The organism is Tersicoccus solisilvae (assembly GCF_014643255.1).
Taxonomy (GTDB): Bacteria; Actinomycetota; Actinomycetes; order Actinomycetales; family Micrococcaceae; genus Tersicoccus; species Tersicoccus solisilvae.
On the sequence record NZ_BMJI01000021.1, the window covers coordinates 22,313 to 38,806 of the forward strand.

A 16,494-nucleotide genomic window follows, 5' to 3' on the forward strand; every position below is an offset into this window, starting at 1 on the left:
CTTGGATGTGTTGCGGGAATGAGTGGGCTACTCAGGCGCTACGCGCTCCTCAGCGCGCGGTGCTGGGTCTGCGCGCTTCGGTCGCGCTCCGCTGGCGCTACGCGCTCCTCAGCGCGCGGTCGCTCATCGAGCGGGGGCCTCGGCCGATCGCCAGCGTGCCGGACTGGACGATTTCCCGCACCCCAAAGGGCTCGAGCACCGCCAGCAGCGCGTTCAACTTCTCGGCCGTCCCGGTCGCCTCGATCACCACCGAGTCGGGGGCGACGTCGACGATCGAGGCGCGGAAGAGGTCCGTCGCCTGGGTGACCTGCAGGCGCGCGGCCGCGTCGGCGCGCACCTTGATCAGGACGTGGTCGCGCTGCACCGAGGTCTCCGGCAGCAGCTCGACGATCTTCAGGACGTTGATCAGCTTGTTGAGCTGCTTCGTCACCTGTTCGAGGAGCTCGGGGTCGGCGTCGACAACCACGGTCACCCGGGACACCCCGGGCACCTCGGTCGGCCCGACCGCGAGCGAGTGGATGTTGAACGCGCGGCGCGCGAACAGGCCGGCGACGCGCGTGAGCACGCCGGGCTTGTCCTCCACCAGCACGGACAGGGTGTGGCGAGCCATCAGTCGTTCTCCTCCCACTGCGGCGTCATGTTCTGCGCCACCTGGATCAGGTCGTTGCTCACGCCCGACGGCACCATCGGCCACACCATCGAGTCCGGGCTGACGACGAAGTCGATCACCACCGGCCGGTCGTTGATGGCCAGGGCCTGCTCGATGGTGGCGTCGATGTCCTCCTCGCGCTCGCAGCGCAGCGCGGCGCAGCCGTACGCCTCGGCGAGCTTGACGAAGTCGGGGACGCGCACGGTGTCGTGGCCGGTGTTGAGGTCGGTGTTGGAGTAGCGACCGTCGTAGAACAGGGTCTGCCACTGGCGGACCATGCCGAGCGAGGAGTTGTTGATCACCGCGACCTTGATGGGGATGTCGTTGATCCGACAGGTGGCCAGTTCCTGGTTGGTCATCTGGAAGCAGCCATCGCCGTCGATCGCCCACACGACGCGGTCGGGGTTGCCGACCTTCGCGCCCATCGCGGCCGGCACGGCGTAGCCCATCGTGCCCGCGCCGCCGGAGTTGAGCCACGCGTGGGGGCGCTCGTACTGGATGAACTGGGCGGACCACATCTGGTGCTGCCCGACGCCGGCCACGTACACGCCCTCCGGTCCGGTCAGCTCCCCGATCCGCGAGATCACCTTCTGCGGGGCGGTCAGCCCGTCGGACGGCTCGGCGTACCCCAGGGGGTAGGTCTCCCGCAGTCGGCGCAGGGTGGCCAGCCACGGCGTCAGGTCCGGCCGTTGCGCGTGCTCGAACTCGGCGGTCAGCGCGTCCGTGAGGTCCGGGATGATCTCCTTGACCGAGCCGACGATCGGCACGTCCGCGGTGCGGTTCTTGGAGATCTCCGCCGGGTCGATGTCGGCGTGGATGACCTTCGCTCCCGGGGCGAAGCTGGAGAGCTGCCCGGTCACGCGGTCGTCGAAGCGGGCGCCGAGGGTGATCAGCAGGTCCGCCTGTTGCAGGGCGGCGACCGCGGAGACGGCGCCGTGCATGCCGGGCATGCCGAAGTGCAGGTCGTGGGAATCGGGGAACACGCCGCGGGCCTGCAGCGTCGTCACCACCGGCGCGCCCAGGTACTCGGCGAGCTGGCGCAGCTCCTCGGAGGCGTGGCCCTTGACGACCCCGCCGCCGACGTAGAACACGGGCCGGGAGGACGCGGCGATCAGCCGGGCGGCCTCGCGCAACTGCTTGGCGTGCCCGCGCAGCACCGGTCGGTACCCGGCGGCCTCGACCTTCGGCGGCCAGCTGAACGTCATCATGCCCTGCTGGGCGTCCTTGGCGATGTCCACGAGCACCGGGCCGGGGCGCCCGGTGCCGGCGATGTAGAACGCCTCCGCGAGGACCCGCGGGATGTCCTCGGGGTCGGTGACGAGCCAGGAGTGTTTGGTGATCGGCATGGTGATGCCGACGATGTCCGCCTCCTGGAAGGCGTCGGTGCCGATCACGGCGCTGGAGACCTGACCGGTGATGGCGACGATCGGCACCGAGTCCAGGTGCGCGTCCGCGATCGGGGTGACGAGGTTCGTCGCCCCGGGGCCGGACGTCGCGATGCACACGCCCACCCGCCCGGTGACCATCGCGTAGCCCTGCGCGGCGTGACCGGCACCCTGCTCATGGCGGACGAGGATGTGGTTGATCGTCGTCGAATCCATCAGCGGGTCGTAGGTCGGCAGGATGGCCCCGCCCGGAAGGCCGAAGACGTCGGTGACGCCGAGCTCCTCCAGGGTGCGCACGATCGCCTGCGACCCGGTCATCCGCACCGGTTCGACGACGCGGTTCGGGCCCTGGACGGAGGAGCCGGAAGGGGAGACGCCGGTCTCCCCGGTGGTGGCCCGCGCGGTGCTCGTGCCCCCGGGAACCGCCGGGGGCACCGGTGCGGTCTCCCGGGCACCCGCCCGGGACGTGTGCGCCATCAGCGCCGGGCTGACGGTCTGTCCCTTGCTCATCGGTTCGTCCTTCGGTCTCGCTCGTGGTGGTCGCCCGCGGCGATCCTCCCCCGTCCCGGCGGGAGGGTCACCCCAATAAAAAAACCCCTCAGCCTTGCGGCGCGGGGGTGGGCGTGGGTGGCAGAAGCTTCCGAGGGGGCTCCTACGCCACGCACCGGTCGACTACGAGAACACTCAGCTTCTGCATGTCCCCAGTGTCGTCCCCGGGCGCCGACGGTGTCAACGTGTGGACGTCTCGTCTCACATCGTGAGACGAGACGTCCACACGGCGGCGCTGCTCAGCCGACCCAGGCGCCCTCGGACGCCGAATGGACCAGCTTGGCGTACTTGCCCAGCACGCCGGTGGAGAAGCGCGGCTCGCGCGGTTCGAAGCCGTCGCCCCGGGCGGTCAGCTCGGCCTCGTCGACGAGCACGTCCAGGGTCTTGCCGGCGACGTCGAGCCGGATCCGGTCGCCGTCGCGCACGTGCGCGATCGGGCCGCCGTCCACCGCCTCCGGGGCGACGTGGCCGACGCACAGGCCGGTGGTGCCGCCGGAGAACCGGCCGTCGGTGAGCAGCAGGACGTCCTTGCCCAGCCCCGCCCCCTTGATCGCCCCGGTGATGGCCAGCATCTCCCGCATGCCGGGGCCGCCCTTGGGACCCTCGTAGCGGATGACCACGACGTCGCCGGCGGCGATGGTGCCGTCCTCCAGCGCGTCCATCGCGGCCCGCTCCCCGTCGAACACGCGGGCGGTGCCCTCGAAGACGTCCGAGTCGAACCCCGCGGACTTGACGACGGCGCCCTCGGGGGCGAGCGAGCCCTTGAGGATGGTGATGCCGCCGGTCGGGTGGATGGGGTCCGCCAGCGCGCGCAGGATCTTCCCGTCCGGATCCGGCGGGTTGATGTCGGCGAGGTTCTCGGCGACCGTCTTCCCGGTCACGGTGAGGCAGTCCCCGTGCAGCAGCCCGGCGTCGAGCAGGGCCTTCATCACGACGGGCACGCCGCCGATCCGGTCGATGTCGTTCATGACGAACCGGCCGAAGGGCTTCAGGTCCCCCAGGTGCGGGACGCGCTCGGCGATGCGGGAGAAGTCGTCCAGGGTCAGGTCGACCTGCGCCTCGCGGGCGATGGCGAGCAGGTGGAGCACGGCGTTGGTCGAGCCGCCGAAGGCCATCACCACGGAGATCGCGTTCTCGAACGCCTCCTTGGTCATGATCTGCCGGGCGGTGATCCCCTTCCGCAGCATCTCGACGACGGCCTCGCCGCTCTTGTGCGCGAAGTTGTCGCGGCGGCGGTCGGCCGACGGCGGGGCCGCGGAGCCGGGCACTGACATGCCCATGGCCTCGGCCACCGACGCCATGGTGTTCGCGGTGTACATGCCGCCGCAGGCGCCCTCACCCGGGCAGATGGCGCGTTCGATCCGGTCGACGTCGTCGCGGCTCATCAGGCCCGCGGCACAGGCGCCGACGGCCTCGAACGCGTCGATGATCGTCACTTCCTTCTCCTGGCCGTCGGAGAGCTTGACCCGGCCCGGCATGGTGGAACCGGCGTAGAGGAACACCGAGGCCAGGTCCAGGCGGGCCGCGGCGATGAGCATGCCAGGCAGCGACTTGTCGCAACCGGCCAGCAGCACGGAGCCGTCGAGGCGCTCGGCCATCATCACGGTCTCCACCGAGTCGGCAATGACGTCGCGGGAGACGAGCGAGAAATGCATCCCCTCGTGGCCCATGGAGATGCCGTCCGAGACGGAGATGGTGCCGAACTCCAGCGGGTAGCCGCCGGCGGCGTGCACGCCCTCCTTGGCCGCCTTCGCGAGCCGGTCGAGCGAGAGGTTGCACGGGGTGATCTCGTTCCACGAGCTCGCGACGCCGATCTGCGGCTTGCCGAAGTCCTCGTCGCCCATGCCGACCGCCCGTAGCATGCCGCGCGCGGCGGTCTTCTCCAGACCGTCGGTCACGTCCCGGCTGCGGGGCTTGATGTCCACCGTGTTCTCAACGCTCATGCTCGGAGTCTATGCCGGGCGGACCTGCGGCCCCGTCCCGGGACCACTCCGTGACGCGGGCGACGAACCGCCCCGCCGAGCGGGCGCCCGGGAATTATCCGCGCGCGGATCTGTTCGCCCCGGTATGGACACCACCACCAGCACCAGCACGATGACCGCCGTCGGCGTCGACACGTACGGCGGCCCCGAGAACCTGCGGGTCCACGAGGTCCCCGCCCCGCACGCCGGGCCCGGCGAGGTCCGGATCCGCGTCCGGGCCGCCGCGGTCAGCCCCACCGACACGAACGTCCGCGAGGGCGCCTACGGCGAGAGCGAGCTGCCCTTCCCGGTCGTGCCCGGCATGGACGCGGCCGGCGTGATCGACGAGGTCGGCGATCCGGACCCGACGCGCGGGCTCGACACCTCCGGCTGGTCCGTCGGCGACGAGGTGATGGCGATCGCCCTGCCGCGGAAGGGCCACGGCGGCGCCTACGTGCAGTACCTCGTCGCGGACGCCGACTCCCTCGCCCGGATCCCGGCCGGTTCCTCCCTCGAGGAGGCGTCCTCGCTGCCGATGAACGGCCTGACCGCCGTGCAGGCCCTCGACGAACTGGCCATCCCGGCCGGCGGCACCTTCGCCGTCACCGGGGCCGCGGGCACCCTCGGCAACTACGCGGTGCAGCTGGCCAAGCAGCGCGGCCTGACGGTGATCGCCGACGCCGCGGAGAAGGACCGCGCGCTGGTCGCCTCCCTGGGGGCGGACCACATCGTCGAGCGCGGGGACGACGTCGCCGCGAGGATCCGGGCCATCGTGCCCGAGGGCGTCGACGGGCTGCTGGACGCCGCCGTGATGAACGAGAAGGCCCTGCCCGCCGTCCGCTCGGGCGGCGGCTTCGCGACCGTGCGCAACTGGGGCGGCGTCGAGGGCAGCGACGTCACCGTCCACAAGATCTGGGTCTTCGCCGAGTACCACTCCGGTGCCAAGCTGGACGCCCTGCGGCAGGCCGTCGAGGCCGGCGCCCTGACGCTGCGCGTCGCCGACACGCTGCCGGCGGAGCAGGCCGCCGAGGCCCACCGCCGGCTGGAGGCCGGCGGCACGCGGGGCCGGCTGGTGCTGACCTTCTGACGCGTCCGCTCCCCACGCGTGCGGCGCTGACGTGCGCCGACGACGGCGGCCGGTCCTCCGGGGCCGGCCGCCGTCGTCGTCCCGGCCCCGGAACGGCACCGCGGCGCGTACTCCGGCGCGGGTTCGTCGCCGTCACACGCCGTCGTTCGCGGCCGGCCCGGTGGGTGTCCTCCCTAGACTGAGAGCACCCCCCCACTCCCGCGGGGCGTGGTCACGGCACGACCCCAGCCGCTGCCTCGCTCCCTTGAAAGGCGCGATGACGACCGACGACGGTGCCCGGCTCAAGGCCGATCTGCACCGGATCTTCGACCGGCAGATCTCCACCTTCGGCTCGTACAACCTGCTCTACGGGTACGGTTCGGCCGAGTACCCCCCGCCGCGCGCCGGGATCGCCCCGGGCACCCGGCGGGACTTCATCGTGGGGTACTGCATGACGCCGGTCGAGGTGGTGTTCGCCCCGTTCCTGCTGCCCGCACTGACGCCGGTGGAACCCGCCACGGCCGTCAATGCCACCAACCTGGCGTTCGCCGAGATCGGCACCGACTCCTGGTACGAGGTGGAGACCAACATCGGGGTCCGCTTCGGGGTCACCGTCCGCGGCCGGGCCCGGCTCGCCGTCGACGGGTCGACGACGTGGCTGGACCAGGGGGACGACGCCGACGACTTCGCCCGCTTCATGGCCGAGGAGTTCGTCGACCTCTGAGCCGGGCGACCGGTCCGCCGGTCGGCAGGAGGACCTTCAGCCGGCCGCCGGCCGCACCTGGGTCGCCGGCTCCTCACCGCGGGCCAGCTGACCGAGCGTGCGCCGCAGGTGCTCCACGATCCGCGGCTCGAACGCGGAGGCGTTGCCGCCCACGTGCGGGGTGATCAGGGCGTTCGGCGCGGACCAGAGCGGGTGACCGGCCGGCAGCGGCTCGGGATCGACGACGTCGAGCGCCGCGTGCAGGCGGCCGGCCGTCACCTCGGCGGTGAGGGCCTCGGTGTCCACGACCGCTCCGCGTCCGACGTTGACGACGAGGGCGCCGTCCGGGAGGGCGGCCAGCACGTCCGCGTCCACCAGGTGGTGTGTGTCCGGCGTGAGCGGAGTGACCACGACGAGGACGTCGTGGTCGGCGGCGAGGGCCGCCAGCTCGTCGGTGCCGTGCACGGGGCCCCGCTCGTCCGTGCGGGCACGGGACGCCACCCGGGTGAGCGTGACCTCGAACGGGTCCAGCCGGCGGGCGATCTGCTCGCCGATGCCGCCGACGCCGACCAGCAGCACCCGGCGGTCCGCCAGCGACAGTCGCCGTTCCGGGCGCCAGCGCTCGTGCAGCTGGTCCCGCACGGCGATGTCGATGCCGCGCAGGGAGGCCAGCGTCAGGGCGAGCGCGATCTCGGCCGTCGCGGCGGCGTGGACGCCGGCCGCGGTGACGATCGCCGGGCCGTCGCCGACCTTCTCGGCCACCCCGTCGTACCCGGTGGTCGCCGTCAGCACCGTCCGCAGGCGCGGCAGCGCGCGCACGGCGTCACCGTCGTAGCCGCGGCCGTAGGGCAGCACCACGGCACCGATCCGGTCGGCGGCCTCCACCGGCGCCGGTGCGTTCGCGTCCCACACCACCAGCTCGACGCCGGGCACCGGTCCGATGCCCTCCAGCATCCAGCGTTCGGGGACGGTGGCGGTGAGGGAGGGCGTCGGGTCCATGCCGTCCACCCTAGTCACGTGCCCGGGGCGGCGGCCGGACCCAGCGCGGCGCCGGGGGCACCGCGTACCATCGCGGTAGCCGCCGACGGAGGACCCCCATGCGACCCGACCCGTCCTGTTCCCACCCCGTCCACTCCCACCCGCGCGCCGTCCTCGCGCCGCTGGCCGCGTCGGCCGCGATCGTCCTGGCGCTGACCGGATGCACCGGGGGCGGCCCCGCGGCCGGTTCCCCATCCCCCAGCGGGGCGGCGGGATCCCCGGCGGCGTCGTCGACGACGCCTCTGCCGACGTCATCGCGCGCCTCGGGTCCGGACGCGACAGCGAGACCGACCGCGCCCCCCGGTCCCGAGCCGCGGGTGCGGACCGTCGTCGAGCGTCTCGACACCCCGTGGGCCGTCGCGTTCCTGCCGGACGGCGGTGCGCTGATCACCGAGCGCGACCCCGCCACCGTGCGGCTGGTGCGGGACGGCACGGCGACGGAGGTCGCACGGATCGACGCGGCTCGCCCCGCCGGGGAGGGCGGCCTGCTCGGCATCGCCCTCTCCCCGGGATTCGCCCGCGACCAGCGGGTCTTCCTCTTCTACACGGCCGCGTCCGACAACCGGGTCGAGTCGTTCCGTTACGCCGACGGCCGGTTGACGGAGGGCCGCGTGATCCTCTCCGGCATCGCGAAGAACACGACGCACAACGGCGGGCGCATCGCCTTCGGCCCGGACGGCTACCTCTACGTCGGCACGGGCGACGCCCAGAACCGCGGGGCGCCCCAGGACCGCGCGGCGCTGAACGGGAAGATCCTGCGGATCACGGCGGAGGGCCGCCCGGCACCGGGCAACCCGCTCGGGGACTCCCCCGTCTACAGCTACGGGCACCGCAACGTGCAGGGGTTGGCCTGGGACGCGGCGGGCCGGCTGTGGGCGACGGAGTTCGGGCCCACCGTGGACGACGAGGTCAACCTGATCCGGGCCGGCGGCAACTACGGCTGGCCGGAGGTCACCGGCGCGCCGCACCGGGCGGAGTACGTCGACGCGGCCGTGGTCTGGCCGTCGACGGCGGACAGCTCGCCGTCCGGCGCCGCGATCGTGAACGGCTCCCTGTGGGTGGGCGCACTGCGCGGCGAGCGCCTGTGGCAGGTGCCGCTGGACGGAGACCGTGCCGGGGATCCGGTGGCGCACCTGCAGGGCCGGTACGGCCGCCTGCGGGACGTCGAGCGTGCGCCGGACGGCTCCCTGTGGGTGCTGACCGACCAGGGCGCGGGCTCGTCCATCCTGCGGGTCGAGGTGGGCTGACCGGCCGTGGTCCCGGGCCGCCGGCGACGGCCGGGTCGGTTCGCCGCCACGGTGGACCGGATCACCAGCCGCGGGCCAGCGCCCGGATCACGTCGGCCGCCGGGCCAGGCGGCGCGTTGCGGTAGCCGGTCCCGGCCCACAGGTGCACCCGGTCCGGGTCGCCGGCGTCCGCCGCGGCGCGCCGCAACGGCCGGGTGAGGTGGTGGATCGCCGGGTAACCGAGCGGAGCGTCCGCCTCGAACCGCTCGGTGAACGCGTTGCGCAGGCCGCGGGCGGGCCGGCCGGTGAAGGCGCGAGTGATCACGGTGGGCCCGAGCGCGGGATCGGTCAGGGCGTCCCGGTGCGTGCGGGAGGTGCCGGCCTCGTCGGTACGCAGCAGCAGGGTGCCGACCGCGACGGCGACGGCCCCGGCGTCCCGCAGCCCCCGCACCGCCGCCGCTCCGTCGACGCCCCCGGCGGCGATCACCGGCAGCCCCGCGGCCGCCACCACCTCGCGGACCAGGTCCGCCGTGGCGATCTTCGTCGGGGGGCGCGCCGGATCCCAGGTGCCGCTGTGGCCGCCGGCCGCCGGTCCCTGCACGACCAGTCCGTCCACGCCCGCGTCCCGCGCGCCGAGCGCCTCCCGCGGCGTCGTCACCGTCGCCAGCACCCGTGAGCCGGCGCGGCGCAGCTCCGCGATGTCCTCGGTGGCGGGCAGGCCGAACGTGAGGGAGACGACCGGGACCGGATCGGCGAGCAGCTGGGCGAGCTTGTCCGGCCAGGCGTCGACGTCGCCGATCACCGGTTCCAGGTCGAGGGTGAGTCCGTAGCGCTCGGCCTCGGGTGCGAGGCGGGCGGCGTACGCGGCGAAGGCGCCCGGGTCGACGTCGTCGCCCGTCCCCGGTACGAAGAGGTTGACGCCGAACGGCGTGCCGAGCCGCCGGTACGAGCCCAGGGCCTCGGCGAACGCCTCGGGGGTCAGGTACCCACCGGCGAGGAAGGGGAAGCCACCGGCCGCGCCGACGGCCCGGGCGAGGTCGGCCGTGCCGGGACCCCCGGCCATGGGGGCGGCGACGATCGGCAGGTCGGTGTCGAGCAGGCCGGCCGCCGCACGGTCGGTCTGCGGCTGGTCGCTGCGGTGCGTTCCGGTCGTCTCGGCCATGCCCTGGATCCTCTCATCCGGGCGCGGGGATCCGGGAGCAGACGATTCGGACCGCGAGACCAGCCCGACAGCAGAACACCGACAACAGAAAACCCCCCGGCCCGATGGACCGGAGGGTGTTTCTTCTGGGGTGCGCCCCCTCGGACTCGAACCGAGAACCCATTGATTAAGAGTCAATTGCTCTGCCAATTGAGCTAGAGGCGCGTGTTCCCTGGGCCGTCGGGAGCGGTTCCGGACCGGTGTCCGGGAGCCTCTCCGACGTCGTCGGCAACAGCATGAAACCCTAGCAGCTGGATCGTCCGATCACGAAATCGGGCGATCCGGCCGTGCCCGGGTCAGGACGTGGCGGCCGACGAGAGATCGTCGTCATCCGGGAGCATCCCGGCACTCTGCCACCGCGCGTCGCCGAGGCTCGCGATGATGCCGACGAGTTGCGCGCGCAGCTCGTCGCTGCTGCGATCGCCGCCGGGCAGGAGGTCCCGCTCGATCCGCCGCGACCGCTCGAGTGCGGTGCGGCCGGCATCGGTGATCGTGACGACGTGGCTGCGGCGGTCCTGCTCGTCCCGTTGCCGACTGACGTGGCCGTGGATCTGCAGCCGGTGCAGGGTCTTGCCCATGGTCTGGGCCTGCACCTTGACGAGGGAGGCGAGACGCGCCTGCGTCATGGGGCCGTACGCCGCCAGGACGTCGAGTGCGATGACACCGGCGTGGGTGACGCCGATGGAGGCGAGATTCTCATTCCAGGAGTGCTCGACCAGACGCGCCGCCGTCGACAGCAAACGGCTGGTCGGCCAGAGTGACGGCTGAGGCATGCACAGAATTATAGCGTCCGTCAGCCGACTGATGGTTCACCCGGGCATGAAAAGTACGCCTCGAGGCCGTCGAGGGGTCGGGATACGCTGGGTGGGGCGACGACGCCTCCCCCGCCTCCACCGGCCGAAAGTGCGGATCATGCAGCGACTGAGCAGGGGCGACATCGCCCCCGACTTCACCCTTCCCGACGCGACCGGCACCGCCGTGCACCTGCACGACCTGCGGGGCCGGAAGGTCGTCGCCTACTTCTACCCCGCGGCGGGCACGCCGGGGTGCACGAAGGAGGCCTGTGATTTCCGTGACAGCCTCGCCTCGTTGCAGTCGGCCGGCTACACCGTCGTCGGTATCAGCCCGGACCCGCCCGCGAAGCTGGCCTCCTTCGCCGAGAAGGAGGCGCTGACCTTCCCGTTGCTCTCCGACGCCGACCACGCGGTCGCCGAGGCCTGGGGCGCCTGGGGCGAGAAGAAGAACTACGGGCGGACCTACGATGGGCTGGTCCGGTCCACCGTCGTGCTCGACGAGGAGGGCGTCGTCCACCTGGCGCAGTACAACGTGCGCGCCACGGGTCACGTCGCCAAGCTTCGCCGCGACCTCGGCATCGACTGAGGTCCGGACGGGCGGTGGCGCCGTGACCCAGGCCGACGTCGGCCTCGGACGCGCGGGTAGACTGACCGCGCCCTGCCGACGGGGCGCGCGCGAGTGGTGGAACTGGTAGACACGCAGGATTTAGGTTCCTGTGCCCCCGGGTGTGCGGGTTCGAGTCCCGCCTCGCGCACCCACCCGGCCCGGCCGCGGGAAATCGTGCCCGACGCCGTGGCGACGCTCCCCCAACCGTTACCGGCGGGTTAGGCTCCTGACCACCGTGAGGCGCGCCACAGCCGCCCGCGGGGCGGGACGCAGGAGCGGTCCCCGCCGATCACTCGCATCGGAGGAGATGCCATGTCAGCAACACCCCCGGCCGGGCGCGGGAGCCGCCCGCGCCTTCGCGCCGCCGGCGCCACGGCCATCCTGGTAACCAGCGCCCTCGCGCTCTCGGGCTGCGTCCAGAGCCAGCGGACGGAGTCCGGCAACGGCGGCGGGTCCGTCAACTCGACGTTCGTCTTCGCGGCGTCGTCGGACCCGAAGTCCCTCGACCCCGCCTTCGCCAGCGACGGCGAGTCCTTCCGCGTGAGCCGGCAGGTGTTCGAGGGCCTCGTCGGCACCAAGCCCGGCACCGCCGACCCCGCGCCGCTGCTCGCCGAGTCGTGGAAGACGTCCGCGGACGGCCTGACGCACACCTTCGAGCTCAAGAAGGACGTGAAGTTCCAGGACGGCACCCCGTTCAACGCCGCCGCCGTCTGCGCCAACTTCGACCGCTGGTACAACTTCAAGGGCATCCAGCAGTCCGAGAACCTGGCGTACTACTACGGCTCGCTGTTCAAGGGCTTCAAGGACAAGCCGGAGAACGCGGTCTACAAGTCCTGCTCCGCCACCGGCGACGCGCAGGCCACCGTCACCCTCGCCAAGCCGTTCGCGGGGTTCATCGCGTCCCTGTCGCTGCCCGCGTTCGGCATGCAGAGCCCGACGGCGCTGCAGAAGTACAACGCCAACGCCGTCGCCGGCACCGCGGACTCGCCGCAGCTGAGCGAGTACGCCAAGGGGCACCCGGTGGGCACCGGCCCGTTCAAGTTCGACAAGTGGGACGTCGGCCAGCAGATCGAGCTGTCCAGCAACGACGACTACTGGGGCGACAAGGGCCAGATCAAGAAGATCATCTTCCGGGTGATCGACGACGCCAACGCCCGCCGGCAGGCTCTCGAGTCCGGCAGCATCGACGGGTACGACCTGGTGGCGCCCGCCGACACGCAGTCGCTGAAGGACAAGGGCATGAAGGTCATCCAGCGCGATCCGTTCAACATCCTCTACCTGGGCTTCAACCAGGCGAAGAAGGAACTGAAGGACGTGCGGGTGCGGCAGGCCATCGCCTACGCCATCGACAAGGACGCCCTCGTCAAGCAGACCCTGCCCGAGGGCACGAAGGTCGCCACCCAGTTCGTGCCCGAGTCGGTCAACGGCTACAACAAGGACGTCACGAGCTACCCGACGGACAAGAACAAGGCCAAGGAGCTGCTGAAGGAGGCCGGGTACCCCAACGGGTTCACGATCGACTTCAACTACCCGACCAACGTGTCCCGGCCCTACATGCCGACCCCGGAGCAGACCTTCACCAACCTCAGCGCCCAGCTCGCCGAGGTCGGCATCAAGGTCAACCCGAAGCCGCTGAAGTGGTCGCCGGACTACCTGGAGAAGACGCAGGGCACCGCGGACCACGGCATCCACCTGCTCGGGTGGACCGGCGACTACAACGACACGGACAACTTCGTGGGCGTGTTCTTCGGCCACCAGAAGCCCGAGTGGGGCTTCTCCAACCCGAGCCTGTTCGACGAGCTGACCAAGGCCCGCGGCGTCAGCAAGCTCGAGGAGCAGACCCCGCTGTACGAGAAGATCAACGACGACATCATGAAGTTCGTGCCGGGCGTCCCGCTCGCGCACCCCGCGCCGTCGCTCGGCTTCGCGTCCCGCGTCGAGTCCTACCCCGCCAGCCCCGTCCAGGACGAGGTGTTCAACGAGATCAAGCTGACCAGCTGACCACCCACCGTGGGCCGTCGGAGCGATCCGGCGGCCCACGGCCCACCCCGCCCCCGTCCGCCGGCCCGCCCGGCCGTCCGCCGCGGCGGCGCGGCACCGTCGTCCGGCGGGACCGCCGTCGTCAGCCACGAGGAGCACCGTGCTTCGAGTCATCGGCAAGCGCATCGCGCTGCTGATCCCCACCCTCATCGGGTTGTCCATCCTGCTGTTCGCCTGGGTGCGTTCCCTGCCCGGCGGGCCGGCCACCGCCCTGCTCGGCGACCGCGCCACGCCCGAGGCCGTCGCCCAGATCAACGCCGCCTACGGGTTCGACCGGCCCATCCTCGAGCAGTACGTCACGTACCTCGGCAAGCTGCTCTCCGGCGACTTCGGCACGTCCATCACGACGAGCCGGCCCGTGCTGGAGGAGTTCGCCACCCGGTTCCCGGCCACGGTGGAACTGACCATCGTCGCCCTCGTCTTCGCCATCGGCCTGGGCATCCCGCTGGGCTACGTCGCCGCACGCTACCGCGGCCGGTTGGTCGACCACGGCTCCGTCGTGCTCAGCCTCCTCGGCATCACCGTGCCCGTGTTCTTCCTCGCGTTCATCCTCAAGTGGATCTTCGCCATCCAGCTGCACTGGCTGCCCACCGACGGGCGGCAGGACCCCCGGATCGACGCCACGCACGCCACCGGGTTCTTCGTGCTCGACGGGTTCCTGACCGGCGAGCTCGACTCGGCGTGGAACGCCTTCACCCACCTGATCCTGCCCGGCATCGCCCTGGGCACCATCCCGCTGGCGATCATCGTGCGCATCACCCGCGCCTCGGTGCTCGAGGTGCAGAACGCCGACTACGTGCGCACCGCCCGGGCGAAGGGCCTGCGGCAGGCGACCATCCGCGACCGGTTCGTGCTGCGCAACGCGCTGCTGCCGGTGGTGACGACGATCGGTCTGCAGCTGGGCCTGCTGATCTCCGGCGCGGTGCTGACCGAGACCGTCTTCGCGTTCAGCGGCATCGGCCGGTTCCTGCGGGACGCCATCTTCAATCTCGACTATCCCGTGCTGCAGGGCTTCATCATCCTGATCGCGATCATGTACTCGCTGATCAACCTGATCGTGGACATCAGCTACGGCCTCATCGACCCCAGGGTGCGTGTGCAATGAGTGCGACTCTTCCCCCGGCCTCCACCCCGTCGTCGAGCCTGGCACCCGAGCCCGGCCCGGGTACCGCGGTCGACGCCCGCGGCGGAGGCAGCCTCTGGCACGAGGCCTTCCTGCGGTTGCGCCGGAACCCGGCCGCCATCGCCGGCGCCGTCATCGTGGTGCTGTTCGTGCTCGTCGCGCTGCTCGCGCCGGTGCTGGCCCCCCATGGCGGGGACGACCTGCCCGGCCGGCAGTACATCACCCCGACCCACATCCCCGGCTTCGGGGAGGTCGACGGCTTCCCGCTCGGGCTGGACCGGTTCGGCGGCGACGTGCTCTCGAAGCTGATCTGGGGCGCCCAGGCGTCCCTGCTGATCGGCATCGTCTCGACCGCACTGGGCCTGGCCGGCGGCATGCTGCTCGGCCTGCTCGCGGGCGGTTTCGGCGGGTGGGTGGACAGCATCATCATGCGCGTCGTCGACGTCCTGCTCTCCGTGCCGAACCTGCTGCTCGCGGTCAGCATCGCCGCCGTGCTCGGCCAGGGTTCGGCCGCTGTCATGATCGCGATCGGCGCCTCGCAGGTGCCGATCTTCGCCCGGCTGCTGCGCTCGTCCATGCTCTCGCAGCGCGGCGCCGACTACGTGCTCGCCGCCCGCACCCTGGGCCTCTCCCGGAGCCGGATCACGATCAACCACCTGCTGCCGAACAGCATCGGGCCGGTCATCGTGCAGGCGACGCTGACGCTGGCCACCGCCGTCATCGACGCGGCGGCCCTGTCCTTCCTCGGACTCGGCGGCGGCCGGCCGGAGACGGCCGAGTGGGGGCGGATGCTCACCTATGCGCAGAACGAGCTCGCCGTCGCCCCGCAGCTGGCCTTCCTCCCCGGCATCTGCATCGCCATCACCGCGCTGGGCTTCACCCTGCTCGGTGAGTCGCTGCGGGAGTCACTGGACCCGAAGACGCGCAGCGTCTGAGGCCCGTCCCCGGTCGGGCGTGAGTCCGCCAGTTCCGCCCTCGGTCTCGCGTGAGTCCGTCAGTTCCGCCCTCGGTCTCGCGTGAGTCCGTCAGTCCCGCCCTCGGTCTCGCGTGAGTCCGTCAGTCCCGCCCTCGGTCTCGCGTGAGTCCGTCAGTCCCGCCCTTCCACCCCGGTCTTTGACCACCTCCTGAGGGCGGAACTGACGGACTCATCCAGCACGTTCGTCGTCTCGTGGCATCAGGCGCGGAGCGCTCCTCGGCGGCCGCGCGCCAAGGCCGACGTCAGCCTCGCGCGGAGGGCCTCCGGGCGGCGGTTCACCTCGTCCCAGTCGGTGCGCAAGACCGTCCAGCCGAGGGCTGCGAGCGCTTTCTCACGCTGCCGCTCCTTGAAGAGCACCTCCGCGGTCGGAGTCTCGCCGAAGTACTTGGCCTTGCCGTCGAACTCGAGGATCAGCATGAGTTCGGGCCAGGCGAAGTCCGCTCGGAACAGGCCGAGCGGCGTCTCGATCTCGAACTGGCTGACCGGCAGCGGGACCGCCCACTCGTGCAGCCGGATCCGGGTCAGCGTTTCGCCCGCCGACTCCGACAGCGGGTCCACGCGCTCGAGCACGAGCCGCAGCCGAGCAACGCCCCTCCAGCCGGGATGGGAGGTCGCCCACGCGGCAACACGGTCCGGGTCCACGCCGGCGGCGGCGAACTGGTCGGCGATCACCAGGGCGTCCCGGTGGGGCAGGAACCGGGCGCAATCGATCAGCGTTGCCGTTGCCGTGGTGACCAGGAGTCCGTGAGGCAACGCGACGACGGGCGTCTCCTCCTCCGTCAGGTGGAAACGCAGCCCGGCGTGCCGCTCACCGGTTGCCCGCTTGGTTCTCGCGACCACGTGGATCGACGAATCGAGCCGGAGCAGCGACAGCCCGTGGGCCAGGGCCGAACTCTGGCGGCACAGCACCCGCTCAGATCCGGTCGGCACGGCCTGCGAACAGAACAGGCGCGCGAGTTGCTTGTCCTCCGGCGTCAGCGCGTTCCAGGTCGTCGCCGCGACGTAGTGCCCGCGCCAGATGCGGATGAGGGCGCCCGTCCGGACGAGCCGGTCGAGGCGATTCGACCCGTACCCGGCGTGAAGCAGCTGACCCGTCGTCCGGACGCCCAGTTCATGTCCGGTGGGTCGAGGGGAGAATGCGCGCATGGCTCACTGTCGCCGTTGCGCTACCCCCCG

14 protein-coding genes and 2 tRNA genes are annotated in these 16,494 nt (G+C 71.9%); 8 read left to right on the plus strand and 8 right to left on the minus strand.

The window, feature by feature from the left end:
- Nucleotides 1–97 precede the first annotated feature (97 nt).
- From ilvN to ilvD, 3 genes are all read right to left on the minus strand, one after another.
- Nucleotides 98–610: an acetolactate synthase small subunit gene (gene ilvN / locus IEX22_RS13310; RefSeq protein ID WP_188668888.1), complete on the minus strand. Its 513-nt coding sequence runs from the start codon at nt 608–610 to the stop codon at nt 98–100.
- Nucleotides 610–2,544: an acetolactate synthase large subunit gene (locus tag IEX22_RS13315; protein ID WP_188668889.1), complete on the minus strand. Its 1,935-nt coding sequence runs from the start codon at nt 2,542–2,544 to the stop codon at nt 610–612. Before IEX22_RS13315 ends, ilvN begins: the two co-directional genes overlap by 1 nt.
- Nucleotides 2,545–2,822: 278 nt before the next feature.
- Nucleotides 2,823–4,526: a dihydroxy-acid dehydratase gene (ilvD, locus tag IEX22_RS13320; RefSeq protein ID WP_188668890.1), complete on the minus strand. Its 1,704-nt coding sequence runs from the start codon at nt 4,524–4,526 to the stop codon at nt 2,823–2,825.
- Nucleotides 4,527–4,650: 124 nt separating this feature from the next.
- Here ilvD and IEX22_RS13325 point away from each other — a divergent pair, with 124 nt between their 5' ends.
- Nucleotides 4,651–5,631, plus strand: a complete 981-nt coding sequence (locus IEX22_RS13325; RefSeq protein WP_229660035.1) for an NADP-dependent oxidoreductase — start codon at nt 4,651–4,653, stop codon at nt 5,629–5,631.
- A 256-nt stretch (nt 5,632–5,887) separates the two neighbouring features.
- Nucleotides 5,888–6,334 carry a hypothetical protein gene (locus tag IEX22_RS13330; RefSeq protein ID WP_188668891.1) on the plus strand — a complete coding sequence of 149 codons (447 nt, stop codon included), beginning with the start codon at nt 5,888–5,890 and terminating at the stop codon, nt 6,332–6,334.
- 36 nt (nt 6,335–6,370) lie between these two features.
- Here IEX22_RS13330 and IEX22_RS13335 read toward each other — a convergent pair whose 3' ends face one another.
- Nucleotides 6,371–7,312: an NAD(P)-dependent oxidoreductase gene (locus IEX22_RS13335; protein ID WP_188668892.1), complete on the minus strand. Its 942-nt coding sequence runs from the start codon at nt 7,310–7,312 to the stop codon at nt 6,371–6,373.
- Nucleotides 7,313–7,668: 356 nt separating this feature from the next.
- On the opposite strand from IEX22_RS13335, the gene IEX22_RS13340 reads away from it, so the two are divergent.
- Complete coding sequence (locus IEX22_RS13340) at nt 7,669–8,598, plus strand: PQQ-dependent sugar dehydrogenase (RefSeq protein ID WP_229660036.1); 930 nt, start codon at nt 7,669–7,671, stop codon at nt 8,596–8,598.
- 61 nt (nt 8,599–8,659) lie between these two features.
- Here the strand turns inward: IEX22_RS13340 and IEX22_RS13345 are convergent, their stop codons facing one another.
- The 3 genes from IEX22_RS13345 to IEX22_RS13355 all read right to left on the minus strand — a co-directional run bounded on the left by IEX22_RS13345 (nt 8,660) and on the right by IEX22_RS13355 (nt 10,551).
- A complete protein-coding gene (locus tag IEX22_RS13345; RefSeq protein WP_188668894.1) occupies nt 8,660–9,739 on the minus strand; it encodes an NAD(P)H-dependent flavin oxidoreductase in 1,080 nt (359 codons plus the stop codon).
- Nucleotides 9,740–9,870: 131 nt separating this feature from the next.
- Nucleotides 9,871–9,943: transfer RNA gene (locus IEX22_RS13350), tRNA-Lys, on the minus strand.
- A 131-nt stretch (nt 9,944–10,074) separates the two neighbouring features.
- Nucleotides 10,075–10,551 carry a MarR family winged helix-turn-helix transcriptional regulator gene (locus IEX22_RS13355; RefSeq protein WP_188668895.1) on the minus strand — a complete coding sequence of 159 codons (477 nt, stop codon included), beginning with the start codon at nt 10,549–10,551 and terminating at the stop codon, nt 10,075–10,077.
- A gap of 139 nt (nt 10,552–10,690) precedes the next feature.
- Between IEX22_RS13355 and bcp the strand changes: the two genes are divergently transcribed.
- From bcp to IEX22_RS13380, 5 genes are all read left to right on the plus strand, one after another.
- A complete protein-coding gene (bcp, locus tag IEX22_RS13360; protein ID WP_188668896.1) occupies nt 10,691–11,158 on the plus strand; it encodes a thioredoxin-dependent thiol peroxidase in 468 nt (155 codons plus the stop codon).
- An 87-nt stretch (nt 11,159–11,245) separates the two neighbouring features.
- Nucleotides 11,246–11,327 (plus strand) — tRNA-Leu (locus tag IEX22_RS13365).
- A 164-nt stretch (nt 11,328–11,491) separates the two neighbouring features.
- Entirely contained in the window at nt 11,492–13,180 is a 1,689-nt protein-coding gene (locus IEX22_RS13370) for an ABC transporter substrate-binding protein (protein WP_188668897.1), read from the plus strand.
- 139 nt (nt 13,181–13,319) lie between these two features.
- Nucleotides 13,320–14,324, plus strand: a complete 1,005-nt coding sequence (locus IEX22_RS13375; RefSeq protein WP_188668898.1) for an ABC transporter permease — start codon at nt 13,320–13,322, stop codon at nt 14,322–14,324.
- Entirely contained in the window at nt 14,321–15,277 is a 957-nt protein-coding gene (locus tag IEX22_RS13380) for an ABC transporter permease (RefSeq protein ID WP_188668899.1), read from the plus strand. The genes IEX22_RS13375 and IEX22_RS13380 overlap by 4 nt, the downstream gene beginning before the upstream one ends.
- 239 nt (nt 15,278–15,516) lie before the next feature.
- Here the strand turns inward: IEX22_RS13380 and IEX22_RS13385 are convergent, their stop codons facing one another.
- Complete coding sequence (locus IEX22_RS13385; protein ID WP_188668900.1) at nt 15,517–16,464, minus strand: type IV toxin-antitoxin system AbiEi family antitoxin domain-containing protein; 948 nt, start codon at nt 16,462–16,464, stop codon at nt 15,517–15,519.
- Nucleotides 16,465–16,494: the final 30 nt, after the last annotated feature.